We start from the raw sequence: 25,000 nt of genomic DNA, 5'->3' as shown, positions 1-25,000 counted from the left end.
TTTGCCCACTGGCGGTTTCGAAGAATGGTAATCGAACGGAGAAATCATGTTAGAAAAGATCTATTTAGCCAACCCCAGAGGATTTTGCGCCGGTGTGAAGTATGCGATCTCTTATGTGGAACAGGTTCAGGCAAACGCGGCGGAGCAAATCTACGTTCGTAAAGAGATCGTCCACAACCGAAGAGTTGTGGAGGACATGAAAAAAAGAGGAATTTTATTTATCAACGACCTCGAAGAAGCCCCGGACGGAGCCACGGTCGTATTCTCCGCCCACGGCGTCGCGCCTTCCGTTGTCGAAGCCGCTAAAAATCGCGGAATGAAGATTGGAGACGCGACTTGTCCGCTCGTGACTCGGGTACATCGTAAGGCAAGAAGAATCAAAGACACACACCAGATCATCTACATCGGACACGAGGGACACGACGAAGCGATCGGAACGATGGGAGAAGCGGAAATGTTTCTTGTAGAATCTGCCGAAGACGTAATTCAACTCAAAGAAAAAATCGATCCGAAAAAACCGCTCACTTATTTAATGCAAACGACTTTGTCAGTCGCCGACACAAGAAACGTGGTCGAACAGATCTCGAAAACGTTTCCTTTTGTAGAACATCCTGCTAAGGATGATATTTGTTACGCGACCACAGAAAGACAGGAAGCAGTTTCCGAAATGATGGAAAAGATCGACGCGATGCTCGTAATCGGCGCCGATAACAGTTCCAACTCTTTAAGGCTTTTACAACTGGCTCAAAAGTCCAAACCGCATTCTTTCAAAGTGACAGGGGCTGATGATCTTTCCAAAGAGTATATTCAGAATAACGAAATTAAAATATTGGGGTTGACCGCCGGAGCGTCCACGCCCCAGGTCCTCGTCGACGAAATAATTTCTAAATTAAAAACATTCTACCCGGACGCAGTCGTAGATTTATTCCCTGGATCCAGAGAAGATTCGATGAATTTCAAACTACCGACCAATCTGCTCGCCTAAAGAAGTCGCTTTTGGGTGACATAGAAAATCGATGGTTTTCTGGTCTGGCAGATTGAAACACTCCTCAAGCAGTGTTTTTTATTATAAAAAATGATTATTTTGATTTTTTTCGCATTCAGAAAACCATTCCCTTAAGATGAGAAAAGAAAAGTATTGATCTTTTTATAACTTTAGAGATGTTTGCGGGCCGTGGAACGCGACCTGAAAAACTTTGAGCTTTCGCAAGAACTTTATGAAATTCTGGTAAATCAGATTTCAGATTCGATCTTAGTTACCGATGCTCTTTTAGATTCCCCCGGTCCGAGGATTGTTTTTGCAAATCCTGCATTCTGTAAAATGACAGGTTATCGATTGCAGGAGCTGATCGGTCAAACCCCTCGTATTCTCCAAGGCCCGCTCACAAACCGTAAGATGATGGTGAACCTCAAAAAGGCTCTCCAATCCGGAAATGATTTTTCCGGAGAAACCATCAACTACAGAAAAGATGGGAATTCTTACAACGTAGAATGGCATATATCCGCGATACGGGACGGAGAAGGTAACATTCTCTATTACATATCCATCCAAAGAGACATCACAGAAAAAGTTAAAAAAGGAGAATTCGCCACAAGACGTCTTCGTTTGGAGATGGGAATCACAGCGGCCACACAAATTCTACTCTCAACATCGACCGAAATCAAAATTCTAAAATATGCTATGGAGCAATTTTTGGTTTTTGTGGATTCGGAGAGACTTTATCTTTTTAAAAATACAGAAAGCCAAGACGAAGCGGAGCTCTTTTTGGAGGTCGTGGATCCTTCGATCGAAGCGACTAAAACCCCTCTCACCAAACTGATCTCTTATACTAAAAATCACTCTCGTTGGAAAAAAATTTTTTCCTCGGGGGGTTATCTGCAAGGCGCCATTCGAGAATTTTCAGAGTCGGAAAGAATTTTTTTTGACGATAGACAGATTCAATCGATTACTTTGATACCACTTTTTGTATCCAATGAATGGTTCGGATTTGCTGGATTCGAGAATTTTAAGACCACACAAGTGGTAAAAGAGGAAATATTCACGATAAGAACCTTTATCGACCTGATCAGCGTTTTTTTGGAAAGAAAAAATATATTAGAAGAATTGAAAATTCACAGGGAAAAGTTAGAAGTTCTCGTCCAAGAAAGAACCGAAGAATTGATTTTGCAAAAGGAAAAAGCTGAAAAAGCAAGTAAAACCAAGTCTGAATTTTTAGCGAACATGAGTCACGAATTGAGAACCCCCCTAAATTCAATAATCGGCTTTTCAAGACTGATGCATTTGCCCGATGAAATGGAAAAAGAGAACAAATACAAGGATTTGATTTTTCATTCCGGGGTTCACCTGCTCAATATAATCAATGATATCTTGGACGTTTCACGGATTGAGGCAGAAAAACTGGTTCTAAACCGGACAGAGTTCGATCTTAAAAATCTAATTTCTACTTCGATTGAAATCATTCTGGGCGAAGCGATTACCAAAAGAATTCAAATTTCTTTTGAAGTTCATCCGGAATCGGATGAATACGAAATGAACGGTGACCCAAAACGGATCCGACAAGTCCTTTTGAACCTCTTAGGAAATTCCATCAAATTTACTCGACCTCCGGGGGAAGTTTTTGTAAGCCTCAGAAAAATCGACGACCAATATCAGATTATTGTAAAAGATACGGGAATCGGAATTCACGAATCGGAACTGTCCAAAATTTTTGATACCTTTTATCAAATCAAAGGCGAAAATCAAGGTGAGTTCGAAGGAAGCGGACTCGGTCTTCCCATTGTAAAGAAAATCATCGACGCACACGGAGGATCCATCCAGGTTGAGAGCGAGATCGGAAGCGGAACTACCTTCTCGTTGCTTCTTCCTCGCATTCCCGTCGAGCGCCCCCTTGTTTCCGAAACATCTCCGTCCAATCCTGGGAGCAAAAATCAAAGTCCCGAAGTCGAATATCCGGAAGGATTAAAATCTTCTTTGATCTTAATCGCGATTCGAGATCGGATTTTTGATTCTGCGATCGAACGTTACTTCACGATTCATTCCCAAAGGTTCATCGCACTCCGTTCCCCGGAAGATTTTTCAACAATTTCGCAAAAAAGCCTCGATTCTCACAAAATTTTACTATATGATACACATCTCCTCTTGGAGGACATAGGGATCGTCAAAGTTTTACGGACGTGGCTGATGGAAGAATCCAATAACAGGGCTCTTGTTCTTTTGGACACCGCGGATATTCCGGTTCCGTTTCGGGAAGAATTACTTCCGTTCTTTCCGGATTATACGATCCAAAATCCATTCTCCCTTGATAAATTGAAGTCTATCTTAGTTGAAATTCAGAAGGAGCGAACATTTGGAAACAGAATTGAAAAAGAAGACCTCACTTCATAGCATTCCGAACGATCCCGTTCTGATCATTGAAGATAAACAGGAAAACAGCATTCTCCTGGAAAGTCTTTGCGACGAAATCGGCGTCAAACACGAGTTAGCCGTAAATGGAGCGGAAGCTCTGAAGATGATCGAAAATCAAAAGTATTCTCTTTTTATTTTGGATCTAATGATGCCCGTAATGGACGGAGCTTCTTTTTTAATCAAACTAAAGGAATCACATCCGAATGCGGTCGTTCTTGTTCAAACTGCAATCGATCGTTCCGAAAAAATCATCGAGATTATGAAACTCGGCGTTTTCGATTATATCCTCAAGCCGATCTATCCGGATGTTTTTATCAAAACTCTACAAAAGGCGCTGAACTATTGTCATTTGAAAAGAATGGAAGAGAATTTGGCCGATATCGAAAGTCAAAAACTTCGCAGTCAATTGGAGTGGCTTACCTACAAAGAAACAATTCGTAAATCCGACAGCGAATCCTTTGAAAAAACATCTATCTACAGTCTAAAAACTTCCCTTTCCCAAGGAAGCGGAATCGGCGCCATGACAAGTCTGCTCGATATGGTAGACTCGGTAAAGGTTCTCGATGGAAATCATTACGAAGTGGATAAAGAGATTCTGGATCTTCTTCTGACAAATAATCGAATCACGAAGAATATGCTCTTGGGTTTGGAAAAACTCCTCAATCTTATAGACAAGGAATTGGATCCGCTTGTTCTTTCAACGAATGAGATCTTGGATCAGATCCGATTCCTTCCCGAAGAATTAAAAACTTTTCTGCTCTCGAAAAAGATCACGGTCAATCTCCCTCTTTTGAAAAGAGAATACAAAGTCAAGGTCAACCTATCGATCCTGACTTTGGCATTGGAGGAACTTTTTCTGAATGCGTACAAATATTCCTCGGTGAACGCACCTATCGATATCTTTGCCAATATCAATCAGGGATATTTTTGTATCACGTTCAAAAATCGGGTGGATGCAAGACCTTACGGTGGAATTCCCGAAAAATTCGAACAACTTGTGATTCAGCCCTTTTTTAGAATCTATCCTCCTGTGGAAAACGTTTCTCACTTGGAAAAATTCGGACTTGGATTGGGGTTAACGGCCGTGGATCACATCGTTCGAAAACACAGTGGGCTTTTTTTTATCCACAACGCAAACGATCACACTTCCGAAGACATCAGTCTTTGTGTACTCGCTGAAATTTTTTTACCGTTAATTTAATAAGGAGATTGGAATGAAACGAATTCTCATCGTCGACGATTCCGCCGTTTTTAGGAAGATTTTAAATCTTCATCTTAGCAATTCCGAGTTTCAAATCGTGGAGGCGGTGGATGGAAAAGACGGATTGGATAAATTACAAAATGATAAAGTAGATCTGATCGTCAGCGATATGAATATGCCGAATATGGATGGAATTACATTTGTAAAAGAGCTCAAAAAAGATCCGAATAACAAATTCACTCCGATCATCATGTTAACCACTGAATCCCAAGAAGACGTGAAAACGGCCGGTCTTGCCGCGGGAGCCAGGGCTTGGCTTACAAAACCGTTTTCACCCGAAGAGCTGGTGCAAACGATCCACAAACTTCTACCCTAAACGATATGGCATTCGAATTTAAAAAAGAATCCGTAATTTTTCGGTCCGATAACTCTCAAGTTTCAGGTTTAAAAATTTGGATCGAGGGAGAATTGACGATTTACGACGCCCTTTCTTTGAAAGAAACGTTGGATCCGATTTTGAAGGATACGAATTCGATTTTGGAAATAGACCTTTCCCGAGTTTCAAAATTGGATACCTCCTGTTTACAAATTCTTTTGGCGCTAAAAAAGGAAGCTCGGAAAAAAGAATTCACGATTCGTTTTGTCAATCACAGTCACGCCGTTTTAAAACTCATCGATCTCTACGGTTTAACAGGTTTTTTAAGGGATAAGATCAAACTTCAAAAAGAAGATCTAAAAGAATTCTCCTTTCAATACGGAATGGGCAAGGATTGAAAATGGACCTATCCGAAGTAAGAGACACGTTTGTTTCCGAATCCTTAGAACTCCTTTCTTCTATGGAATCGAACCTTCTGGTTTTAGAGAAAGATCCTAAAAATTCTGAGTGTATTCATTCCGTCTTTCGTGCGATTCATACGATCAAAGGAACCTCCGGCATGTTCGGTTACGAGCCGATCGAAAAGTTCACTCACGAAGTGGAAACACTACTGGATCGTATCCGATCGGGAAAACAGGTTCTGACCAAAGAGGGAATCGAATTTCTTTTTTTAGCGTGCGATCACATTAAGAATATGGTGGAGAACGTAACGGACACCTTGGTTTTAGATTCGAAGGCATCGCGAAAACAAGCCGAGTTGACCGTTCTTGCAAAAAAATTACTCTCGGAAACTCTCGCTGCTTCCCTTTCGGAAACAAATCTAGAATCGAAGAACGATACAAAGAATTCTTCGACAGAACCCAAGTTGGGGGTTGTTTCGAGTTCGGCGCATTGGCAGATCACCCTCATTCCGAACCTTCATCTTTTTGAATCCGGAATGGATACTTACACGTTTCTGAAATATCTTTCCCAGTCCGGTAAAATCAAACACCTCTACATCTATCCGGAATCGATTCCGAATTGGGCCGAGTTCAATCCCGAACATTCTTATCTTGGTTTTGAAATTTCCTATGAATCCGCTTCCGATGGAGAAGAAATTCATTCCACGCTTGAATTCTTAAAACAGGGAAGTTATATTAAAATCCTCCCTCCTTTCTGCGATCTCGAACTTTTTGATGAAAACTGTAAAGATTTTCCTTTGGGAAAAGAAGCCTATCTTAGTGCTCTTGAAATTCAGAAAGCTCTTAAAGCCGAAGAAATTCAAAATCTTAGGACCGGTTTGTCGACTTCTCGGATAGCTCCGGGACTTTCCGAAGAACTTCCCGAGTTCAAGGAAACGACGCAAGAATCCGAAACACTTCGGATGCAGACGAAAACCTTACGTGTCGATTCCGCCAAAATAGACGCCCTGATCAGCCTCGTGGGAGAATTGATCACGCAGGAAGCAAACTTAAGTAGAAAGATCATCGATTCCGAAGATACCCAGTTGATCGAAAGTTCGGAATCCCTTTACAGACTCGTGAGCGAGATCCGAGAATATGCTCTGAGCTTGCGTATGGTTCCGATTTCGGATCTTTTTGAAAAATACAAACGAGTGGTTCGAGATCTTTCCAAGGAATTGAACAAACAAGTTGAGTTGGAAATTTTTGGTGGCGAAACAGAACTCGATCGATCCGTGATCGAAAAAATCGCGGATCCGATGGTGCATATTCTTCGCAACGCACTCGATCATGGAATCGAAACTTCGGAAGAACGGATTCGAAAAGGAAAACCGCCTGCGGGAAAACTTCAGATCCAAGCAAGTCACGGAACCGGAAGTATTCTCATTTCGATTACCGACGACGGTAAAGGTTTGGACGCCGAGAAAATTGTAAGTAAGGCAACCGCCAAAGGTCTGATTGGTAAAGACCAGATTCTTACGGAATCCGAAATTTATTCCCTCATCTTTCAACCAGGCTTCTCTACGGTGGAAAAGGTTACAAATCTTTCTGGCCGCGGGGTCGGAATGGACGTCGTTCTTAGAAACATAGAATCGTTGCGAGGTTCGGTTCAGATCCAATCTACGAAAGACAAGGGAAGTTCTTTTTTGATTCGTTTGCCCCTCACTCTTGCGATCATAGACGGTTTTTTGGTCAAAGCCTCCGGTTCCAACTTTATAGTTCCGATGCAATTGGTGAGAGAAACTGTAGAATCCAGAGCCGATCTCGACGATTCGGCTTCCGGAACCATGAATCTCAGAAACGAACTTGTGCCTGTCCTTCACCTTTCCCGTTTTTTATCGATTCAAAGAAATAGTTTAGATAAAGAGAATATTGTAATTTTAGAATATGAGGACAGAACTTTCGGGATTGTGGTAAACGAACTTCACGGAGAGGTCCAATCCGTAATCCGTCCAATGGCGGAGATTTTTAAAAACGTGAAGTGTTTTAGTGGAACTTCCATTTTAGGAAGCGGCGAGATCGCTTTTATTTTGGATGTTCCAGGGTTGTATGGCCTGGTCAGAGATCAGGAGATTTTGAGAAGCAAGGAAGCTTCTATTCGTTAGAGATTATTTTAGACTTTTTGAATTTGGAGAAATCAAATGTTTCGAAAAAGCTTAGGAATTTTCATTGGTCTGGCAATTGCGCTGAACGGTTTTTTATTCTTATCCGTCCAAAATTTCAAACTGCCGACTTCCGATACGAAGACTGAGAGTGATGGTATTTTGGGAATTCTTCCCGCTGTAAACGAGTCCTTACTCGGGATGGAAGAAGCGGTCGCCGAATTTACGTTTCATTTTTCAATCGGAAAAAGCAGGGAGACGCTTGCCTCCGATTTGGAAGCGGTGGAATCCAGTTTGAAAAAGATAAAGAATCTTTTGTCAGCTTCCAAACAGGCGGAGGATCCCGAGGTTCGTAAGTTTGAAAAAAGCATTTCTCTTCTTTTTTCGACCACAATCGAACTCAAAGAAAAGATATCCGCATCCTCCGACCTCAAAAACGACTTCCCGGATCTGTCCAAGGTCGATTTTTATTCCGAGATTTCACAATTTAGAAAGGCAAGAAATGGATTCTTAGCCCATACCTTAAAGGAATCCGAGCTTGCCTCTTTGGCGGGAGGAGATGGCAATAACTTTTTAACTATGATCTTGGGATATTCTTCGATTTCGATTTTTCTTCTCGGGCTTCTTTTTTGGTTTAGTCGATTCGGCCAAGGAACGATGCAAAAATTCGAACAGGAATATTTAAGAATGAGAACGGCTCTCGAAAACGTCACTACCAATATTATGATGGCGGATTCCAACTTGAACGTCGTCTTTATGAATAAAGCGATTCGTTCCATGTTCAGTCAAGCGGAGATGGATATCAAAAAACAATTGGGAAATTTTAATCTTTCCAATTTGATGGGAACAAACATCGATTCTTTTCACAAAAATCCTGCTCATCAAAGAGGCTTGTTGGGACGTATGACGGAGACCTTTCGGTCTTCTATCGAAATCGGTGGAAGACAATTCGATCTCATCGCAAATCCGATCATCGACGAAAAAGGAAACCGTCTCGGTTCCGTAGTGGAATGGGCGGATGTAACGGAACAAAATAAAATTCTTTCGCAAAGAAAAATTGAAAACGAGGAACTCACTCGTGTCAAAGTTGCTCTGGATAACGTTACGACCAACATTATGATGGCGGATGCGAACCTAAATATCGTTTATATGAACAAAGCGATTCGTTCCATGTTCAGCCGAGCGGAGACTGATATCAAAAAACAATTGGGAAATTTTAATCTTTCCAATTTGATGGGAACAAACATCGATTCTTTTCATAAAAATCCGGCTCATCAAAGAGGACTACTCGGCAAACTGACCGACGTATTTCGTTCATCAATCGAAATTGGTGGAAGACAATTCGATCTCATCGCAAATCCGATCATCGACGAAACCGGAAACCGACTCGGTTCCGTAGTGGAATGGGCGGACGTAACCGAACAAAGAAAAGTCGCCGCACAAAGAGAGATTGAAAATGAAGAACTTACGCGAGTCAAAGTCGCTTTGGATAGTACAACGACGAATATTATGATCGCTGATAACGATTTTAACATCCGTTATATGAACAAAGCCGTAATCGACATGTTTCAAAATGGAGAGAGTGACATTAAAAAACAGTTTTCTCAATTCAATTTGAAAAGTTTGATCGGCTCTAGTATCGATTCATTTCATAAAAATCCGGCCCATCAAAGGGGACTTTTGAGCAACTTTACCAGTGTCCATCGTGCTTCGATCAAAATCGGGGTCAGATCCTTCAACTTGATCGCAAATCCGATTATAGACGGAAGCGGAAAACGTTTGGGTTCGGTTGTGGAATGGTCAGATGTAACCAATGAACTCGTCGTACAAGAGGAAGTGGAAAGAATCGTATCGGGCGCAGCTCAGGGTGATTTTGGAACACGTATCTCTTTGGATTCCAAAACCGGTTTTTTTCTCAATCTCAGTCAGTCGATCAATCAGCTCTTGGAAGTGAGTAACGTAGGACTCAACGAAGTTGTCGACGCTTTGGAAAGAATTTCCGCAGGTAACTTGACTCAAAAAATCACAAACGAGTATCACGGAACTTTCGGAAAACTAAAAGAATATTCCAATACCACGATGGATAAACTCAATGAGATCATCGGAGATATCATTGTTCGTTCTTCGAGTTTGGTGACTTCCGCAACCGAAGTTTCTTCTACCGCGAATTCTCTGAGCCAGGGCGCTTCGGAACAAGCGGCGAGTGTGGAAGAAACCACCTCTTCTCTCGAACAGATGACCGCTTCGATCGATCAGAACGCCCAGAATTCCCGTCAAACGGAACAGATTTCTTCCAAATCGTCCAAAGATGCGGAAGAAGGCGGAACCTCGGTTGTGGAAACGGTAAAGGCGATGAAACAGATCGCGGAAAAGATCAGTATCATCGAAGATATCGCATATCAAACGAATCTTTTAGCGTTGAACGCTGCGATTGAGGCGGCCAGGGCAGGAGATCACGGAAAGGGATTTGCGGTGGTGGCTTCCGAAGTTCGCAAACTTGCGGAACGAAGCCAGAAATCAGCGAATGAAATCAGCAGTCTTGCGGGCAATAGTGTGGCGATCGCCGAAAGAGCCGGAGAACTGATTTCTCAGATTGTTCCTTCCATCCGAAAAACCGCCGATTTGGTACAGGAAATTACGGCTGCCAGCGACGAGCAAGCGGCGGGAGTTTCGGAGATCAATAAAGCGATGGGACAACTCGATCAGGTTTCTCAGCAGAACGCCTCCGCTTCGGAAGAGTTGGCCGCGATTTCGGAAGAAATGAATTCTCAAGCGGAACAGCTTCGAGAGTCCGTTCTTTTCTTTAAGATCGTGGACGGAGAGAACAAAAGGTCGTCTAACGGAGGCTTGACAACTCCTCGAACTTCCACTACTCCGTCGATCGCTGCCCGTAAGACTGCCTTACCCGCGAGAAAGGACGGATTGGCAAAACCGAAATCGGACAACACGGGAATGTCTCCCGCCGATAAATTCGAGAAATACTGAACCGGAGTGAAAGTATGAGCGCAATGGAGGACAATCAGTTTCTCACGTTTTATTTGGGGGAGGAATGTTATGGAATTGGAATATTACATATCAAAGAGATCATTGAATATTCCGGTTTAACAAATGTCCCTTTGATGCCGGAATTCATTCCGGGTGTAATCAACTTGCGCGGGAATGTGGTCCCCGTCGTGGATTTGAAACACAAGTTTTTCAAACAGAAAATTGAACCTGACCGTAAAACTTGTGTGATCATTGTGGAACTTCATTCTTCCAATGCTGGGGATAAAAAGAAGGAGAGGACCGATTTGGGAATTCTTGTGGAATCCGTAAACGAAGTGGTTTCCATTGCCGGTTCCGAAATCGAGCCTGCCCCAACTTTCGGCTCGCGTATCAAAGTGGATTTTATTCTCGGGATGGCACGGCAGGAGGAAGGTTTTATCATCATTCTCAACACGGAAAAAATTCTGAACTTGGACGAATTGACGTCGATGGAAGAGAATCAGAATATCGAGGCGCTCGTAGAAAGCACATGACGGAACCGGATATCGTTCGGGATTTATTTTTGCAACCTGGCGGGTTTTGTTGGGGGCAAAAAAATTTAAGAATTAGGACCTTGCTTGGTTCCTGCGTTTCAATTTGTTTTTGGAATCCGATTCATCTTTCCGGAGGAATGGCCCACGTGATGCTTCCCAATCGTCCTCCCGGAGAATCCGCACTTGAATTGAATGCAAAATACGCCGACGACGCGATTCAATTATTTTTTGATAAGATTCAGAATAACGGCGGTAGATACGGTCAATACCAGATCAAACTTTTTGGAGGAGCTTCCATGTTTTCCACGGAAGAGGAAAAACTTTTAGAAATTAAATCCGTTCGGGACATCGGAATGAAAAACATTCATTCAGTGAAAGAAATTCTCGCAAAGAATCATCTGCCGATCGCCTCGGAAGACTTAGGAGGATTTTCTCATCGGAGAGTGTTTTTTTCCTTGTGGGACGGAGAAATTTATATCGAAAGGCCCAACTCAAAATGATTCAGGTTTTTATTGTCGACGATTCTGCTGTTGTTCGTCAGGTTTTGACTCAGATTCTTACTAAGGATCCCGAGATCGAGATCGTAGGCTTCGCATCCGATCCGATCTTTGCGGCAGAAAAACTTTCTTCGATCTGGCCGGATGTTTTTATTCTAGACGTGGAAATGCCGAGGATGGATGGGATTTCTTTTCTAAAGAAGATCATGTCCGAGAGGCCCACTCCCGTTATCATTTGTTCCTCGTTAGCCGAAAAAGAATCGGAGACGGCGATGCTCGCGATGAAACTTGGCGCGATCGATATCATCGAAAAACCGAAGTTAGGCGTAAAAAGTTTTATCGAAGAATCCGAAATTCTTTTTACGGATGCAATCAAAGCGGCGGCCAAAGCGAGAATTAAATTTCCTTCTTCAAAGGATTCTCTTTCCACGCTTCCGGACTCCAAACCGATCAAAGCAGATTTTTCCAAAATCAGCACCACCGATAAGTTGATCGCGATTGGAACTTCTACTGGGGGAACACAGGCGCTCGAATTCATTCTAACAAAATTAAACGTTCATTGTCCCGGAATTGTGATCGTTCAGCACATGCCTGAAAAATTTACGGAAGCGTTCGCCAATCGTTTGGACTCGATTTGCGAGATTCAGGTCAAAGAGGCGAAGGACGGAGATCCGGTAAAAGAAGGATCGGCATACATTGCTCCCGGAAATCGTCACATGGAAATCTATTTGAGCGGCGCTCAATTTCGAATTCGTATCGTGGACGGCCCTCTTTTTAATCGACACAGACCTTCCGTGGATATCCTCTTCAACTCGGTGGCGCAAGTCGCCGGAAGAAACGCTAAGGGTATCATTCTAACGGGAATGGGGAGCGACGGAGCAAACGGACTTTTAAAAATGAAACAACACGGAGCATCGACGATCGCACAAGACGAAGCGACCTGTGTAGTTTTTGGAATGCCAAAAGAAGCAATTCTTAGAGGCGCCGTCGACACGATTCTCCCACTTTCAAAGATCGTGGGAGAAGTTCAGCGTTTTTGAATATAGGACGCGGCGGATTTCCGCGTCCTGTAAAGGAAGGTTTAGATCAGACTTAAGGTGATTTTTTTCTTTCTGTCTGCAATCTCTTGATCGGTTTCGATATGAATCACTTCGTCAGGAACGATCTTAAAAATCGTTTGCCCTTTCGAAATGATCTTTCCATCGCTGTCGTTTAACAAAATCTCTTTTACGGTTCCGCTGAAAGGAGCCGAAATCTTATTAAACATCTTCATAACTTCCACGATAAACAGAGGTTGTCCTGCTTTGAAATGATCCCCCACTTGAATCATAGGAGGAAGATCCGGAGCTTCTTTCGAATAGAACATTCCTCCCATCGGAGCTACGATCTCATCGGAACTTGCCTTCGGAGCCGGAGCCAAAAATTTGATAAAAGCATCCCTTGTGTCCGCTTTTTTAAATTCTTCCGGAAGAACTGCTTCGAGTTTTTCATCCACACCCAGATTGTAAAAACCAGAATTCAGACCCGCAGAAGGCAGAAGTTTGATCAACTCCATTCCGATCTGGAATCCATTGTGTGATTGAATCACTTGCGGAAGGATTGAAGCATCCACACCTTTGAGAGTCTTTCCGCCATTTAGGTTCGTAACGAGTTCGATCGAATCCGCAGCAATCCCGGTTTTTTTAGACAATTCTTGATAGAAAGAAATAGCCTTCTGAAGAATTTCATTGTCATGATCCCAAATCTGTTCGGAAGGAGGCTGCGTCGGATCCGCTTCCATATTCAGATAGTGATAAAGATCCGCCAAAATAAAGATCGGGTTCCGGAGCCACTCGATCTTGGGTCCTGAAATCTTCCAAGAGTAACCGAGATGAAAACCGATAAAACCGGCAACCAAATGGGCGTCCTTCGCGATCGCATCGATCGGTCTTGTGATGAGCGTTAGTTTACGACTGAGAACTTTTTTGGCTTCGACCGGAGCCTCAGAAATCGTCTTTTTCCAAGCGATTTCAAGATCTACGTCCTTCATCAGTCTTTCCAGAGCCCCAACTCCCGCGAGATACGAAATCATAAAAGCCGTGGAGGGTTTGAACATCGCATCTTTTCCAAGAATCCAATTGATCAAACCGTAATGAACCAAGAGGTTTGTTTGCAAGTCGTGACCTCGGAGTTCGGTTCTTCTGAGAATATTGCTCAGACGTTTTAAATTGTCTTCTCTAGTTTCTCCGTGAGTGATCAAGAGCGCTATATTGGAATCGTAAGCTCCGGCTACTTTATAATGTACGAATAGACCCATATCCGGGTTTCGGATGCTGATTCCTTGATCGTCTCGGATTTCCTCCGGAAGCGGTTTGGACCAGCCCATGATTACGCCGCCCGCGTGCGGTTGAATCGCTTTGTTGGTGGCGTTGATTCGAACTTCGGCTCCGGACGGATATCTCAAAATCCTATCAGGTTTTTGAAGTCTTTTTCCGTGCAAGGAAAGAAGCGCCATCGCCTCGATCAGACTGTCTACGATAAAAAACTCGTTCGTATTTTCCGGATTTTTAAACTTTAAAGAATATACCATTTCGGTAACTCTGTGTTCGACCTGAATCCGGGTGTTTACTTCCATAAAGAAATGGTTGGTTCCGTCTACGATGGACTCGAATGTGGAAACGCTGTTGAGTTTTACTGCCGCGCCAAAACGTTCGGATTGTTCTTCCATCTCGCGAAGAACTTTCAAATCACCTTTTAGGACTTCGGCTTTTTTGGGATTCGTAGAAGACGAAACAGCGATTTCTTTTTCCAGAAGTTCCTGAGTCAGAGAAATCTCCAAAAGTTTCTGCTCGTGCATCTGCACGGAACAATCTCTTCCACCCAAAGCAAGACACCATTCTCCGTTTCCGATCAACTGGATTTCGTTGTGCCTTGTGTTTTCTATGTTTAATTCTATAAGAAAGTTTTTATTGGTTCCGGGTGCGGTTACCTTGGATTCGGAAAGAATTTCCTGAACCGCTCCTTTTACCTCTTCGATCTTGGAAACGACCCTTTGCCCCTTTCCGCCGCCGCCGCCGATGTATTTAAAACGAATCCGATTTTTGGAAAATTTTTCCCAAATTTTCTTACATTCTTTTTCGGCTTCGACTTGAAGGTCGGCGATACTCACGAGTTCTACGATTTTAGCATATCCGAGATCCAATAAATTTTCGGCGTTTGTTTCGAGAGAAACGGAAGAATCAAAAATAAAACTAAGACCTTTGTCCTTTGCGAGTTTTTCAAGGGCTTTCGCGTCCGGAGCCTTTGTAAGTAAAGCAAGAGAAGAAATATTATCCACTCCGGGAGTTACGGAAACTTCCAACTTTCTTGCGATCTTTTTGGCGGCATCTTTGGAACCGGCTTGATCGGCAACGTAGGAAGCCGGACCCATGAAGATGATCCCACTTTGTTCGATCGCGGCGATAAACTCCGAATCTTCCGCCATAAATCCGTAACCGGCAAAGATATGAGTGTATTTGTTTTCCTTCGCGATCGAAATGATCTGTTTGATTCTTTCTACTTTTTCCTCTTTTCCGGATCCCATGTAATCGGGAACTCTGTGAATGTTATGGGGAAAACGAAATCCTCTGAGTTCGGGTGCGAGCGCCATCGGATACACGACGGAATCCTTTTCGGAAAGAAGAATTCCGTATTCCCGGATTCCGATAAGATCGAAAATTTCCATGGCTTCTTTACGAACCGGTCCTCTGCAGACGATCAGACATTTGATCGATTCTAACGAAAAAGATCGGATCCAAGGTGAATTGGATTGGTGAAATGGAATACGATTGTTTTGAAAGTCGATCATACGATTACTCAAACTCCCTTTGAGGTCCGGATAATGGAGCCGGTTTGTAATGTCGGATTAAATAATCCAGGTTTTGAAAAAGAATGTTTCTGGTGGTTCCGGGAAGAACGATTCTGGAAACCGAACCGAGTGAAAGAGCTTCTTTCGGATTCATCAGTTCCCTTTCATACTGTGTGGAAAGTGTTTGAAGTTTTTTGTCTCGAACGACGATAGCTTCTTTTTCCGACATTCCCTTCTTTACGTTTTCCTGATATTCTCTGTGAATCGCGGAAACATCGTCCTTATAAACGTAGTCTTTTCCAGCGGGGCCCATTACTGCGATTCTTGCGGTTGGAAGCGCGAAAACCATGTCCGCGCCGACGTGATAAGAGTTAAAACAAGCGTAGGCGCCGCCGAATGCGTTTCGAATAATCAACGTCAGACGTGGTGTTCGGATATCGATAATGGAATCCAAAAGTTTTCTTCCTTCCAATACGATACCGTTTTGTTCCTGATCTTTTCCTGGTAAGAATCCGGTGGTATCTTCCAAAAAGACGATCGGGATATTGTAAAGGTTGCAAAAACGGATAAAACGAGTTCCCTTTCTAGCCGCGTTGATGTCGATTTGTCCCGAAGAAACCGCGGAGTTGTTTGCGACAAAGGCAACGACGTGACCTCCGATTCTTCCGAAAGCGGTAACGAGGTTTCTGGATCTCTGAGGTTGGATTTCGAAATACTGACCGTGATCGCAGATGTTTTGCAGATACAGAGTGATATCAAAAGGAGTGTTCATCCCCGTTGGAGAGTTGAAAGTTTTCTTAAAAAGAATCTCTTCTTCGTAGATAAAACGATCCGTAGGATCCGAGGTCGGATGAAATGGAGCGAAAGAATGATTGTTGTCCGGAAGATACGATAACAAACGAAGCGCGGTTCTAAGTGATCCGAGTTCGTCTCCGGTTACGATGTCTACGACTCCGCTCTGACCGTGAACCTTAGGTCCGCCGAGATCATCCGCAGAAATATCCTCTCCGAGAACGGACTTCACTACACCCGGTCCCGTCAAACCGAAGAACGTATTTTCGCACTGGATCATAAACGATCCCTGACGAGGAAGATACGCACCACCTCCCGCGTTGAATCCGAACATGAGCATCAGACTCGGAACCACACCGCTGATTTTTCGAAGTGCGGTAAAAGCCTCGCTATAACCGTCGAGTCCGCCAACTCCGGCAGGAACGTACGCTCCGGCGGAATCGTTCATACCGATCAGAGGGATTCCGTGTTCTCCTGCCATGTAGATGAGCCGTGCGAGTTTACTTCCATTGGTCGCATCCATCGATCCCGCACGAAGAGTGAAGTCGTGTCCGTAGACGGCAACGTCTCTTCCGTTGATATTGAGAATTCCAGTAACGAGAGAGGCTCCATCGAGACTCTTTCCCCAGTTTTGATAGAGAATATTGGGCTCTTGTTCGGTGAGAACTTTGATTCTTTCCCAAACGGTCATTCTTTCTTTAGAATGTTGAACGAGGATTCTGTCGACTCCGCCGCCCGCAAGGGGTTTACCGAGGAGTTCTTTTCCTAATTCGTTAGCCTCTTCATAAAGACCACGCGCCTTGGGAACGTCAGGTTCAGTCGTGGATTGGAATGGATTTTCCAGTGAGTATTTTGCTTCGGACATGCGGGAACCTTTAAATGGAATGAAATATATCCAGTTTTTAAGAAAAGGATTCTCGGGAAAGTTAAATTCGAAATCGCGCCGAAGAACTTGGTTATTTTATGGCGGACTCGAGAGTTTCGAAAATGCTGAACATCGAATTCATATCGATGATATCAAAAACCTTTTTTACGGCGGGTTTGATTCCTGCAAGTCTGAGCTCCACGTCTTTTTCCTTACATTCTCTGAGAGCGGCGACGATGATACGAAGACCAGCGGAGGAAATGAATTCGACGGAAGAAAGATCTAATATGAGAACGGGAGAATTACCGGTCTTGATCTGATCCATGAACACGGATTCAATTTTATGAGTGTTATGGACGTCCAGGTTTCCGATCAAGTGGATGATTTTAGAATGATTTTTTATTTCAGATGTGATTTCCATTCGAAACCTTGTGTTGAAAATTCTTTTTAAGAACCAAAACGTTCCTTCCGCCTTCGCTGGAATATTCGACGGAATCCATGAGTTTTTCGATCAGATAGACCCCGAATCCACCCTTTCGTTTACCGCTCAGATTGTCCTCGATCGAAGGTTCCTGAACTTTCTTTCTCTGAAAGACTTTCCCGGAATCAATTAATACAATGGTGATCCAATCCCCTGTAAAGCGTATTTTACATTCAAACTTTGGATTTTTTAAACTGGTGTTTTCATAACCGTGCATTACGATATTGGTTCCGGCTTCGTCACAAGCAAGAAGAATGTCGTCTCTCAAAGCTTCGTCGAGATCGCGCACCTTGATCGTTTCATATACGAATTCTCGAAACAACGGAATTGCCGAAGTACTCGCTTCAAATTCTCGCGAGAATTGATAGTCGTCGTTGAACTTTAAGATCATCACTGTGAAGTCGTCGTAGAGTTCCGGTGTGCCGGAAAATTCCCGAACCAAACCGAAAAGTTCATCGATGATTTGTGTGGAAGGAAGATCTCTTCTTGCGATGATTTCCTGGATCATTCTTTCCAAACCGAACTCCTCGTCTTTTGAGTTCTTTTCTTCGATCGCTCCGTCCGTATAAAGAATCACCATATCACCGGGTTCTACGATCAAACTTCCCCCCTTGTAACTCGCGGAAGTGACTACGCCGAGCGGAGGCCCCGAACCTTTGATCAGTTCCCAGGTTCCGTTTTTTCGGATGAGAATCTGATCGTTGTGACCCGCCGAAGCATAGTCCAGAGTAAAGATCGCAGGGTTGTAATGAATGAAGAAGGTGGTTACAAACATTCCGTTGTGGGAATCTTCGTAGATGAGCGCGTTTCCTTGTTTTAAGATCTCTTCCGGATTGAGATCGTGATTCCGAGCCAAGGTTCGGATGATGGAAGAACTCATCGCCATAAAAATCGCGGCGGGCAGACTTTTACCGGAAACGTCGGAAACCAAAAAAGAATACTGCCCGTCCTGATATTGATAGTAGTCGTAAAAATCCCCGGAAACTTCCTTTGCGGGAACCGACTTCACTCCGAGATCGAAGTTGGAATTGAAACTTTTGGGTTCGGGAAGAATGTTTTTTTGGATTTCACGGGTGATTTCGATTTCCCTTTCCAAAGAACGTTGTAACGCCTTTCTCGAAATCATTTCGTTTTGAAGTTTAAGGGTTTCGTGACCTCTCGCAATCAGAGAAGCAAAGGTCTGCAAAAGTCTCAGGTGAGAATGATTGTAAGAAAGCTTGTCCACTCGATCCGAAACCGTGATCGCACCGAAAGCGCTTCTTCCCTGGTGAGTGAGAGGAAGGACGATATAAGAACCTTTGAGATATTCCAAATCGAGTTCGTGATCGAATGCAAAATTTTGAATGTCTTCTTTGACTGTGGTTTTTTCCTCTTCGATGGAACGATGAATAAAACTTCCTTGATAGCTAGTGGTTCTAAAAATCTCTACGGTTTTTTCGGAAGTAAAGGAAATCGAAGTAAGAATCCCCAACTTCCGATTGATTAAAAAAATTCCGGTTTTACCTGCGTCCATTTCTCCGTGAATCACGGGTATGGATTGTTTCATCAGGTCCGCTTGATTTTTGGCCGAGGAAACCACTTGAGAAAGTTCAAAGAGACTTTCCAATTCGGAGACTTTTTTCCGAAGATCCTTGTTGGCTGCTTCCAGGTTTTGAAGAAGTCCCGTCTTTTGGATCGCAAGTGCGGAAGTTCCGGAAAAACTCAGGAAGAGTTCTAAATCTTCTTCGGTAAAAAAACTACGGTCGATCGTGTTGATAGCCTCGATCACACCAATGACCTGCCCTTCCACCAAAAGAGGAGCAGCCATAATATTTCTCGTTACAAAATGAGAAACCTTATCCACTTCCCGATAAACGCGAGGATCGTTCATCGCGTCGTTGATGATCATCGGTTCCTTATCTTGTACCACCATCCCGGCGACGCCCTTTCCAACCGGAACTCTTACCTTTGTGACTTCGTCTTTTTTTTCACCTAAAACTGTGTGGAAGTAGAGATACTCTCTCGAATCGTCCAAAAGCAAAACACTACAGGCTTCGGTGCGAAAGACGGATTTGGAAGAAAGCATGATTGCTTCCAGGAGTTGAGAAAGATCCAAAGACTTATTGATCAGACCGGAAACTCGAATGATTTCCGTTAAAAGAAAATCGAAACGATCGGTTTGTTTGCGGATCTGAACCGATTCTAAGGCGACGCGAGAGGTCGTCATCAGAGATAAAACGACCAGAGAAGATTCTCCGGAGACAAAGGATTCTTCTAAAAGGTCGGAGATAATTCGTGTGGTGGCCCGGAGGTGGTCAAAGTCGGATTCTCTAAATTCTCCACCCTCACCGTCCGGTCTTCCCAGGAAAATGGTGCCGAATATCTTCTTTTGGTTTTCGGAAGAGGAAACTCCCAATTCTCCTACGTGAAGAACACAACAGACCGCGTTGTATTTGAGAGGAGGAATCAACCTGCTCGGGCTCTTTCCTTTTTTGACATTCACGTCTTGTCCGGTTTTGAAGCAGAAATCCGAAATGAGTCCGGCTTCTTCGATCGCGTTCGGAGGCGGATTTCCTAAGATCGAACGCGGGCTTCCGTCTTCTAAACGAAAATTGAATATGCCGAATTTTGCGGAAGTGAGTTGGATGATTTCCGTAAGAAGAGATTCAAAAACAATCGTTAGACCTGGATTGTCTTCCAGGTAAAGTTTTCCATCAGAGGTTTGTCTGAGGAGAGAATCTTGTTTTTTACTCGAGATCAAAGCAGAGGTTCAGCCGGCCTGAAACTTTAAGGATTCTTCCCTGAGTTTCTTATTCGCATTTTCTAATTCTCGGATTCGGGTAAGAGCTCCCATTAATTCTTCGCGAGATAGATTGGTAACAACGTTAGTCGCATCAAAAGCTTCCTTTGCGTCTTTGAGTTCCGAACCGGAATACTGAATGATACCTTCGTACATACGAATGATTTCATCGGCGTTTTCCAATTCTTGCTCGTTGAGTCTAAGAACCTTCTCGTAACCTTTGATGATATCGTTCTGAATCTTTAATTTTTTTTGTAAATCCTCGATAGATTCACCCATCCTAACACTCCTGTATTTGTATTGACTTTAAGGAATTTGGTAAAAACCTGATTCCAAAGCGGGGACGTAGCTCAGTTGGGAGAGCGTTTGAATGGCATTCAAAAGGTCGGGGGTTCGATTCCCCTCGTCTCCAAATACGACTTCCGCCACTTGAGTTTTTAAACTTTCTAACCTCTGTCAAACTCTTTTACAACTTCTTGCCAACCGGTTTTTGCCGGTAAGAAACTAAAAAACGTTTCGTGTTTGAAAACAAAACGGAAGTTCCATTCCGCTGAGACGTAGATTCGAACTCTCCTCCATTCTTCCTTTTTTTATGGCTATTTTCCGTAGTAAATAAAAAGCTCGGTAAAGCGATCGGGAAAGGTCGTTCAAAAACGCGACGATGTCAAATCGAATCATTATCCAACGACTGGGCGTTTCAACACAGACGCCCCTTTTTCTTTTTCCGGATTTTGAATTTCCCGGAAGACAGATTTCGGTCGAAACTTTTACCCGAGACTTTTCAGTTCGAGTTTTCGAAACATCGACTCCATCCTTCCAAACGAGTTTTCCGAAGTATGAAGAATGGATCGAAACGGTTTCCTCCGAAATCCTGAATACGAAAGGAAAAATCAGACTTTTGGGAGAAGGTTATTTTGCGGGAATCGTTTTCGAATTGATCCAAAAATTTTCGGGAAGAATTGAATCGGCTTGTATCGTAAATCCTCCCATTGCAAAGAATCGGGATCCTTTTCCCTGGTTTCCTAAAAACGTAGAATGGATTTTGGAAAGATTTCCGTGGAACCCTTGGTTTCTTCTTTCGCAAGAACTGAATCTCTTTTTGGAAAGGTTGGAAAAAAGTTTTCGGAATGGAATCGAAAATTCCAGTCTGCGTCCCGTCGTTTTGTTCACGGGAATGCCGGGAACGATCACGGAACAAATGAAGGCTTCCGGAAAAGAACTTCAGGCCTTTCGAGTTTTTAGAATCGAGTCTGCGGATCGGAATTCGATCCAAATTCTTTTGAAAGAATCGATCGTGAAAATTCTTGCCGAGATGCCGATTTCTTCTGTCCAAAAAAAGTCGAACTTTAAGATAGAACCTGGTTTTTAATATGTCAGTAAGAAAAATTTTAAGAATGGGTGATCCGCTTCTCCGCCAAGTATCCGAACCAGTTACTGAAGACGAGATTCAGACAAAAGAATTTAAAAAATTGCTCAAAGATATGTTCGATACGATGCGTCATGCTGAAGGGGTTGGTCTTGCGGCGCCCCAGATCGGGATCCTAAAACAGATCGTCGTGGTGGGATCAGAGGATAACGAGCGTTATCCGGGAACTCCCGACGTTCCGGATCGGGTGATCCTCAATCCGATCATCACTCCTCTTACCGCCGAAAGTTCGGGGTTTTGGGAAGGATGTCTTTCCGTTCCAGGAATGCGGGGATACGTTGAAAGACCGAATCAAATCCGGATGCAGTGGATGGACGAGAAGGGTAACAAATTCGACGAGACGATCGACGGCTACAAGGCCGTAGTTTATCAGCACGAATGCGATCACCTTCGGGGAATTCTTTACGTTGACCGTCTAAAAGACACAAAACTATTTGGATTCAATGACACCTTGGATTCCGGCGGAAAAATTCTAGATTAGAAAATTATAAAATAAAAATATATGAAATCCCTTGTTGAGTATTTCCTTTCTAAAAGTATCTTCGTAAACCTACTTACATTTCTGATCATTCTAATCGGCGGTTTTACCGCCGTAAAAATGAATCGGGAAGCATTTCCAAACATCAACTTTGACATCGTAAGCGTTGTCACGGTCTTCCCGGGAGCTTCCCCTTCCGAAATCGAAAAGCTGGTCACAAAACCTCTGGAAGAAGCGATTAAGGAAGTGGATGGAATCAAAGAATTTCGCTCCGCTTCGATTGAAAACCGTTCCGGAATTGTGATTACCTTAGATCCGGACGCAAAGGATACGCAGAAGGTAGTGGACGATATCAAATCCTCCATCGATCGGGTCGAAGATCTCCCCGAAGAAGCTGAGGATCCTCTCGTAACGGAGATCACGACCTCCAGACAACCCGTGATCGAGATCGATATCAGTTTGAAGTCGGAGGACGCGAGCGTCGAAGCCGAAAAGCGGCTCAAAGCCCAGGCAAAGGTCGTGGAACAAGCTCTGGAAGATATTCCGGGCGTTGCGAGAATTTCCAAACGGGGTTGGAGAGAAACTGAAATGCAGGTTGATATCAACCCCGCAGCGATGTTTTCCCACTATCTCACAAGTCAGGACGTAATCTTTGCATTAAAAAACCGTAATATTAATTTCCCGGGTGGAAATATCGCAGGCAACCAAAAGGAAGTTATCTTAAGAACGATCGGAGAATTCGATACTCCGAAAGAAATCTCGGGAGTACATATCCGTTCCAATGAAATCGGAAATTCGATTCGTATCGACAACGTCGCCTCCGTTACCGAAGGACTGAAAGAGGCCGAATATCTCGATAAGGTAAACGGAAGAAAAACCATCGCGATGACCGTCATCAAACGGGAAAAGGCGGACGCAATTCTCGTTGTGGACGAAGCCAAAAAAGTCATCGAGGAATTTAGAAAAACTTCCAACGGAGAATTTGAATACGCGTTTGTGAATGACCTTTCGAAGTATATCCGAAGAAGACTGGGTGTCCTTCTTTCAAATGCCGCGGGCGGTTTGATTTTAGTGACCGCTTCCCTCTTTCTATTCTTAGGTTGGAGAGTGGCTTTGATGACCGCTCTTGGGATTCCGGTTTCTTTCGGAGCCACCTTTGTCATCATGAATTATCTCGGTTTGACGTTGAATCTGATTTCGATGTTCGGCTTGATCATCGTCGTGGGAATCCTCGTGGATGATGCGATCATCATTTGCGAAAACGTATATCGTTACATGGAAGAAGGAATGCCGGCGTATGAAGCCGCCCTCAAAGGTACAGCGGAAGTCATCGATCCCGTTACCGCCACGGTAACGACCACGGTGGCGGCTTTTGCGCCTATGTTATTTATGACTGGTATCTTCGGAAAGTTTATCTACAGCATTCCTTTGGTCGTGATTATCGCGTTACTCGCATCTCTTTCGGAGGCATTCTTCATACTTCCTTCGCACTTGTATGATATCAATAAAAACAAGTTTCATTCTGGTCAGATCAAAGAAGAAAGCGGCTGGTTTTATAAACTTAAGGTCAATTATTACCTTCCGCTCTTAAAGTTTGCGCTTAAACACCGACTTCAAGTTTTTGTTTATCTTTTCGCCATGTTGATCGGTAGTTTTGCGTTATTCGCCGTTGCCGGAAAATTCAAACTTTTCCCCGGTTCCGTAGATGTATTTCAGATCAAACTCACTGGTCAAACGGGACTTTCTCTTCAAGAAACGGAACGATTTGCAAACGTCTTAGAAAAGGAGCTTGCAAAAGTCTCTAAAGAAGAAGTTGAGAATTTTGTCACAAGAATCGGGATCATTCAAAAAGATCCGAACGATCCGTTTACAAAAAGAGGAAAACACTATGGACAGATTCTTGTCTATTTGACTCCTGAAGAAAATAGAAAAAGAAGTACGGATGAAATCATCTCGGAAGTAAGGGAAAAGACGATCTGGCTTCTCAATCAAAAATCCATTCAGATCCTGGAAGAAACCCGTAAAAAAGAGGCGGAGAAAAAGAAACAGGAATACAAACCTTTCAATCTCGGTGTTTTCCCTGCTGAATTTTCAAGGTTCAAAGGACAACTTCTCGCATTGGACTTTGAAAAAATTTCCGGAGGTCCACCCGTTGGAAAACCGGTTGCCATAGAAATTCGAGGAGACGATTATGAGACGCTGATACGGGTCGGAGAAGAATATAAGGGTGTGATGGCTAAAGTACCCGGAGTTACCGATATCGGTGATGATTTTAACGAGGGCAAGGACGAGGTAAGGATCAAAGTCAGCGAATCCCTTGCCTCCACCGCTGGGGTTTCCGTCTTCAAGGTCGCTCAGGCGATTAACACCGCGTTTCAAGGAACGGTTGCGACAAAGATCAAAAGAGCGGATGAGGAAGTGGAAGTCAAGGTTCGTTTTCCGGAGGAGGTCCGAAAGTCGATCGGTTCCCTAAATAATATTTTCGTGAGCAATCAAATCGGAAAGTTGATCCCGGTCTCTAAACTAATCACTTATGTCAGAGAGCCGGGTTTTGCAAATATCAATCACCTGGACGGGAAAAGGCTTCTCACGGTGACGGCTAACTTGGATGAGTCCAAAACCGATACGAGAAGAGCCAACGCGGAGATCGCTAAACTCGCAAAAGGAATCATCGAAAAATACCCCGGTTATCGGATGCGTTTCGGGGGAGAAAATAAGGACACGGAAGAATCTTTAGCGAGTTTAGGAAGGGCCTTTCTCGTAGCCTTTATCATCATCTTTATGATTTTGGCCTCGCTCTTTCGATCCTTGAT

General features: G+C 43.5%; 17 protein-coding genes, 1 tRNA gene and 2 pseudogenes. 15 read left to right on the top strand and 5 right to left on the bottom strand.

The features are described from left to right. Window positions 1–46: 46 nt before the first annotated feature. The 11 genes and pseudogenes from ispH to JWG45_RS00190 all read left to right on the top strand — a co-directional run bounded on the left by ispH (window position 47) and on the right by JWG45_RS00190 (window position 12,580). Window positions 47–985 carry a 4-hydroxy-3-methylbut-2-enyl diphosphate reductase gene (gene ispH, locus JWG45_RS00235; protein ID WP_205277793.1) on the top strand — a complete coding sequence of 313 codons (939 nt, stop codon included), beginning with the start codon at window positions 47–49 and terminating at the stop codon, window positions 983–985. Between the two features lie 189 nt (window positions 986–1,174). Next, a complete protein-coding gene (locus tag JWG45_RS00230; protein WP_205277792.1) occupies window positions 1,175–3,385 on the top strand; it encodes a PAS domain-containing sensor histidine kinase in 2,211 nt (736 codons plus the stop codon). Beyond that, window positions 3,348–4,607 (top strand): response regulator, encoded by a 1,260-nt coding sequence (locus tag JWG45_RS00225; protein WP_205277791.1) that lies wholly within the window; start codon window positions 3,348–3,350, stop codon window positions 4,605–4,607. The genes JWG45_RS00230 and JWG45_RS00225 overlap by 38 nt, the downstream gene beginning before the upstream one ends. A 13-nt stretch (window positions 4,608–4,620) precedes the next feature. Next, window positions 4,621–4,983, top strand: a complete 363-nt coding sequence (locus JWG45_RS00220) for a response regulator (RefSeq protein WP_205273203.1) — start codon at window positions 4,621–4,623, stop codon at window positions 4,981–4,983. 5 nt (window positions 4,984–4,988) lie between these two features. Beyond that, entirely contained in the window at window positions 4,989–5,381 is a 393-nt protein-coding gene (locus JWG45_RS00215) for an STAS domain-containing protein (RefSeq protein WP_205277862.1), read from the top strand. Window positions 5,382–5,383: 2 nt separating this feature from the next. Further along, a pseudogene (locus tag JWG45_RS22565) lies at window positions 5,384–6,233 on the top strand (Hpt domain-containing protein); the annotation flags it as partial. Between the two features lie 92 nt (window positions 6,234–6,325). Then, window positions 6,326–7,528 (top strand): annotated as a pseudogene (locus JWG45_RS22560) (chemotaxis protein CheA); the annotation flags it as partial. 36 nt (window positions 7,529–7,564) lie between these two features. Beyond that, a complete protein-coding gene (locus tag JWG45_RS00205; RefSeq protein ID WP_205277789.1) occupies window positions 7,565–10,510 on the top strand; it encodes a methyl-accepting chemotaxis protein in 2,946 nt (981 codons plus the stop codon). Window positions 10,511–10,524: 14 nt separating this feature from the next. Then, window positions 10,525–11,043, top strand: a complete 519-nt coding sequence (locus JWG45_RS00200) for a chemotaxis protein CheW (protein WP_205277788.1) — start codon at window positions 10,525–10,527, stop codon at window positions 11,041–11,043. Continuing rightward, window positions 11,040–11,543, top strand: a complete 504-nt coding sequence (locus tag JWG45_RS00195) for a chemotaxis protein CheD (protein ID WP_205277787.1) — start codon at window positions 11,040–11,042, stop codon at window positions 11,541–11,543. Before JWG45_RS00200 ends, JWG45_RS00195 begins: the two co-directional genes overlap by 4 nt. Continuing rightward, window positions 11,540–12,580: a protein-glutamate methylesterase/protein-glutamine glutaminase gene (locus JWG45_RS00190; protein ID WP_205277861.1), complete on the top strand. Its 1,041-nt coding sequence runs from the start codon at window positions 11,540–11,542 to the stop codon at window positions 12,578–12,580. The genes JWG45_RS00195 and JWG45_RS00190 overlap by 4 nt, the downstream gene beginning before the upstream one ends. Before the next feature lie 41 nt (window positions 12,581–12,621). On the opposite strand, the gene JWG45_RS00185 is transcribed toward JWG45_RS00190, so the two are convergent. The 5 genes from JWG45_RS00185 to JWG45_RS00165 all read right to left on the bottom strand — a co-directional run bounded on the left by JWG45_RS00185 (window position 12,622) and on the right by JWG45_RS00165 (window position 20,562). Continuing rightward, window positions 12,622–15,366 (bottom strand): ATP-binding protein, encoded by a 2,745-nt coding sequence (locus tag JWG45_RS00185; protein ID WP_205277786.1) that lies wholly within the window; start codon window positions 15,364–15,366, stop codon window positions 12,622–12,624. A 4-nt stretch (window positions 15,367–15,370) separates the two neighbouring features. Continuing rightward, entirely contained in the window at window positions 15,371–17,023 is a 1,653-nt protein-coding gene (locus JWG45_RS00180) for an acyl-CoA carboxylase subunit beta (protein WP_205277785.1), read from the bottom strand. A 91-nt stretch (window positions 17,024–17,114) separates the two neighbouring features. Continuing rightward, the gene (locus tag JWG45_RS00175; RefSeq protein ID WP_205277784.1) at window positions 17,115–17,444 is read right to left on the bottom strand and encodes an STAS domain-containing protein; all 330 of its coding nucleotides are present in this window, start codon (window positions 17,442–17,444) and stop codon (window positions 17,115–17,117) included. Beyond that, a complete protein-coding gene (locus JWG45_RS00170) occupies window positions 17,428–20,244 on the bottom strand; it encodes a SpoIIE family protein phosphatase (RefSeq protein ID WP_205277783.1) in 2,817 nt (938 codons plus the stop codon). Before JWG45_RS00170 ends, JWG45_RS00175 begins: the two co-directional genes overlap by 17 nt. Before the next feature lie 9 nt (window positions 20,245–20,253). After that, window positions 20,254–20,562, bottom strand: a complete 309-nt coding sequence (locus JWG45_RS00165) for a hypothetical protein (protein WP_205277782.1) — start codon at window positions 20,560–20,562, stop codon at window positions 20,254–20,256. A 60-nt stretch (window positions 20,563–20,622) separates the two neighbouring features. On the opposite strand from JWG45_RS00165, the gene JWG45_RS00160 reads away from it, so the two are divergent. The 4 genes from JWG45_RS00160 to JWG45_RS00145 all read left to right on the top strand — a co-directional run. Next, window positions 20,623–20,695 (top strand) — tRNA-Ala (locus JWG45_RS00160). Window positions 20,696–20,944: 249 nt separating this feature from the next. Next, entirely contained in the window at window positions 20,945–21,652 is a 708-nt protein-coding gene (locus JWG45_RS00155) for a hypothetical protein (protein WP_205277781.1), read from the top strand. Window position 21,653: 1 nt separating this feature from the next. Then, window positions 21,654–22,190, top strand: coding sequence for a peptide deformylase (gene def / locus JWG45_RS00150; protein WP_205277780.1), 537 nt, complete (start codon window positions 21,654–21,656; stop codon window positions 22,188–22,190). Between the two features lie 21 nt (window positions 22,191–22,211). Then, on the top strand, window positions 22,212–25,000 hold a 2,789-nt coding region (locus JWG45_RS00145), incomplete at its 3' end, for an efflux RND transporter permease subunit (RefSeq protein WP_205277779.1).

Origin of the sequence: Leptospira ainlahdjerensis, from assembly GCF_016919175.1 — a bacterium.
In the GTDB taxonomy this organism is placed as follows: Bacteria; Spirochaetota; Leptospiria; order Leptospirales; family Leptospiraceae; genus Leptospira; species Leptospira ainlahdjerensis.
Note: the sequence above shows the minus strand (reverse complement) of the source record. Positions and strands in the feature narration are given on the sequence as shown.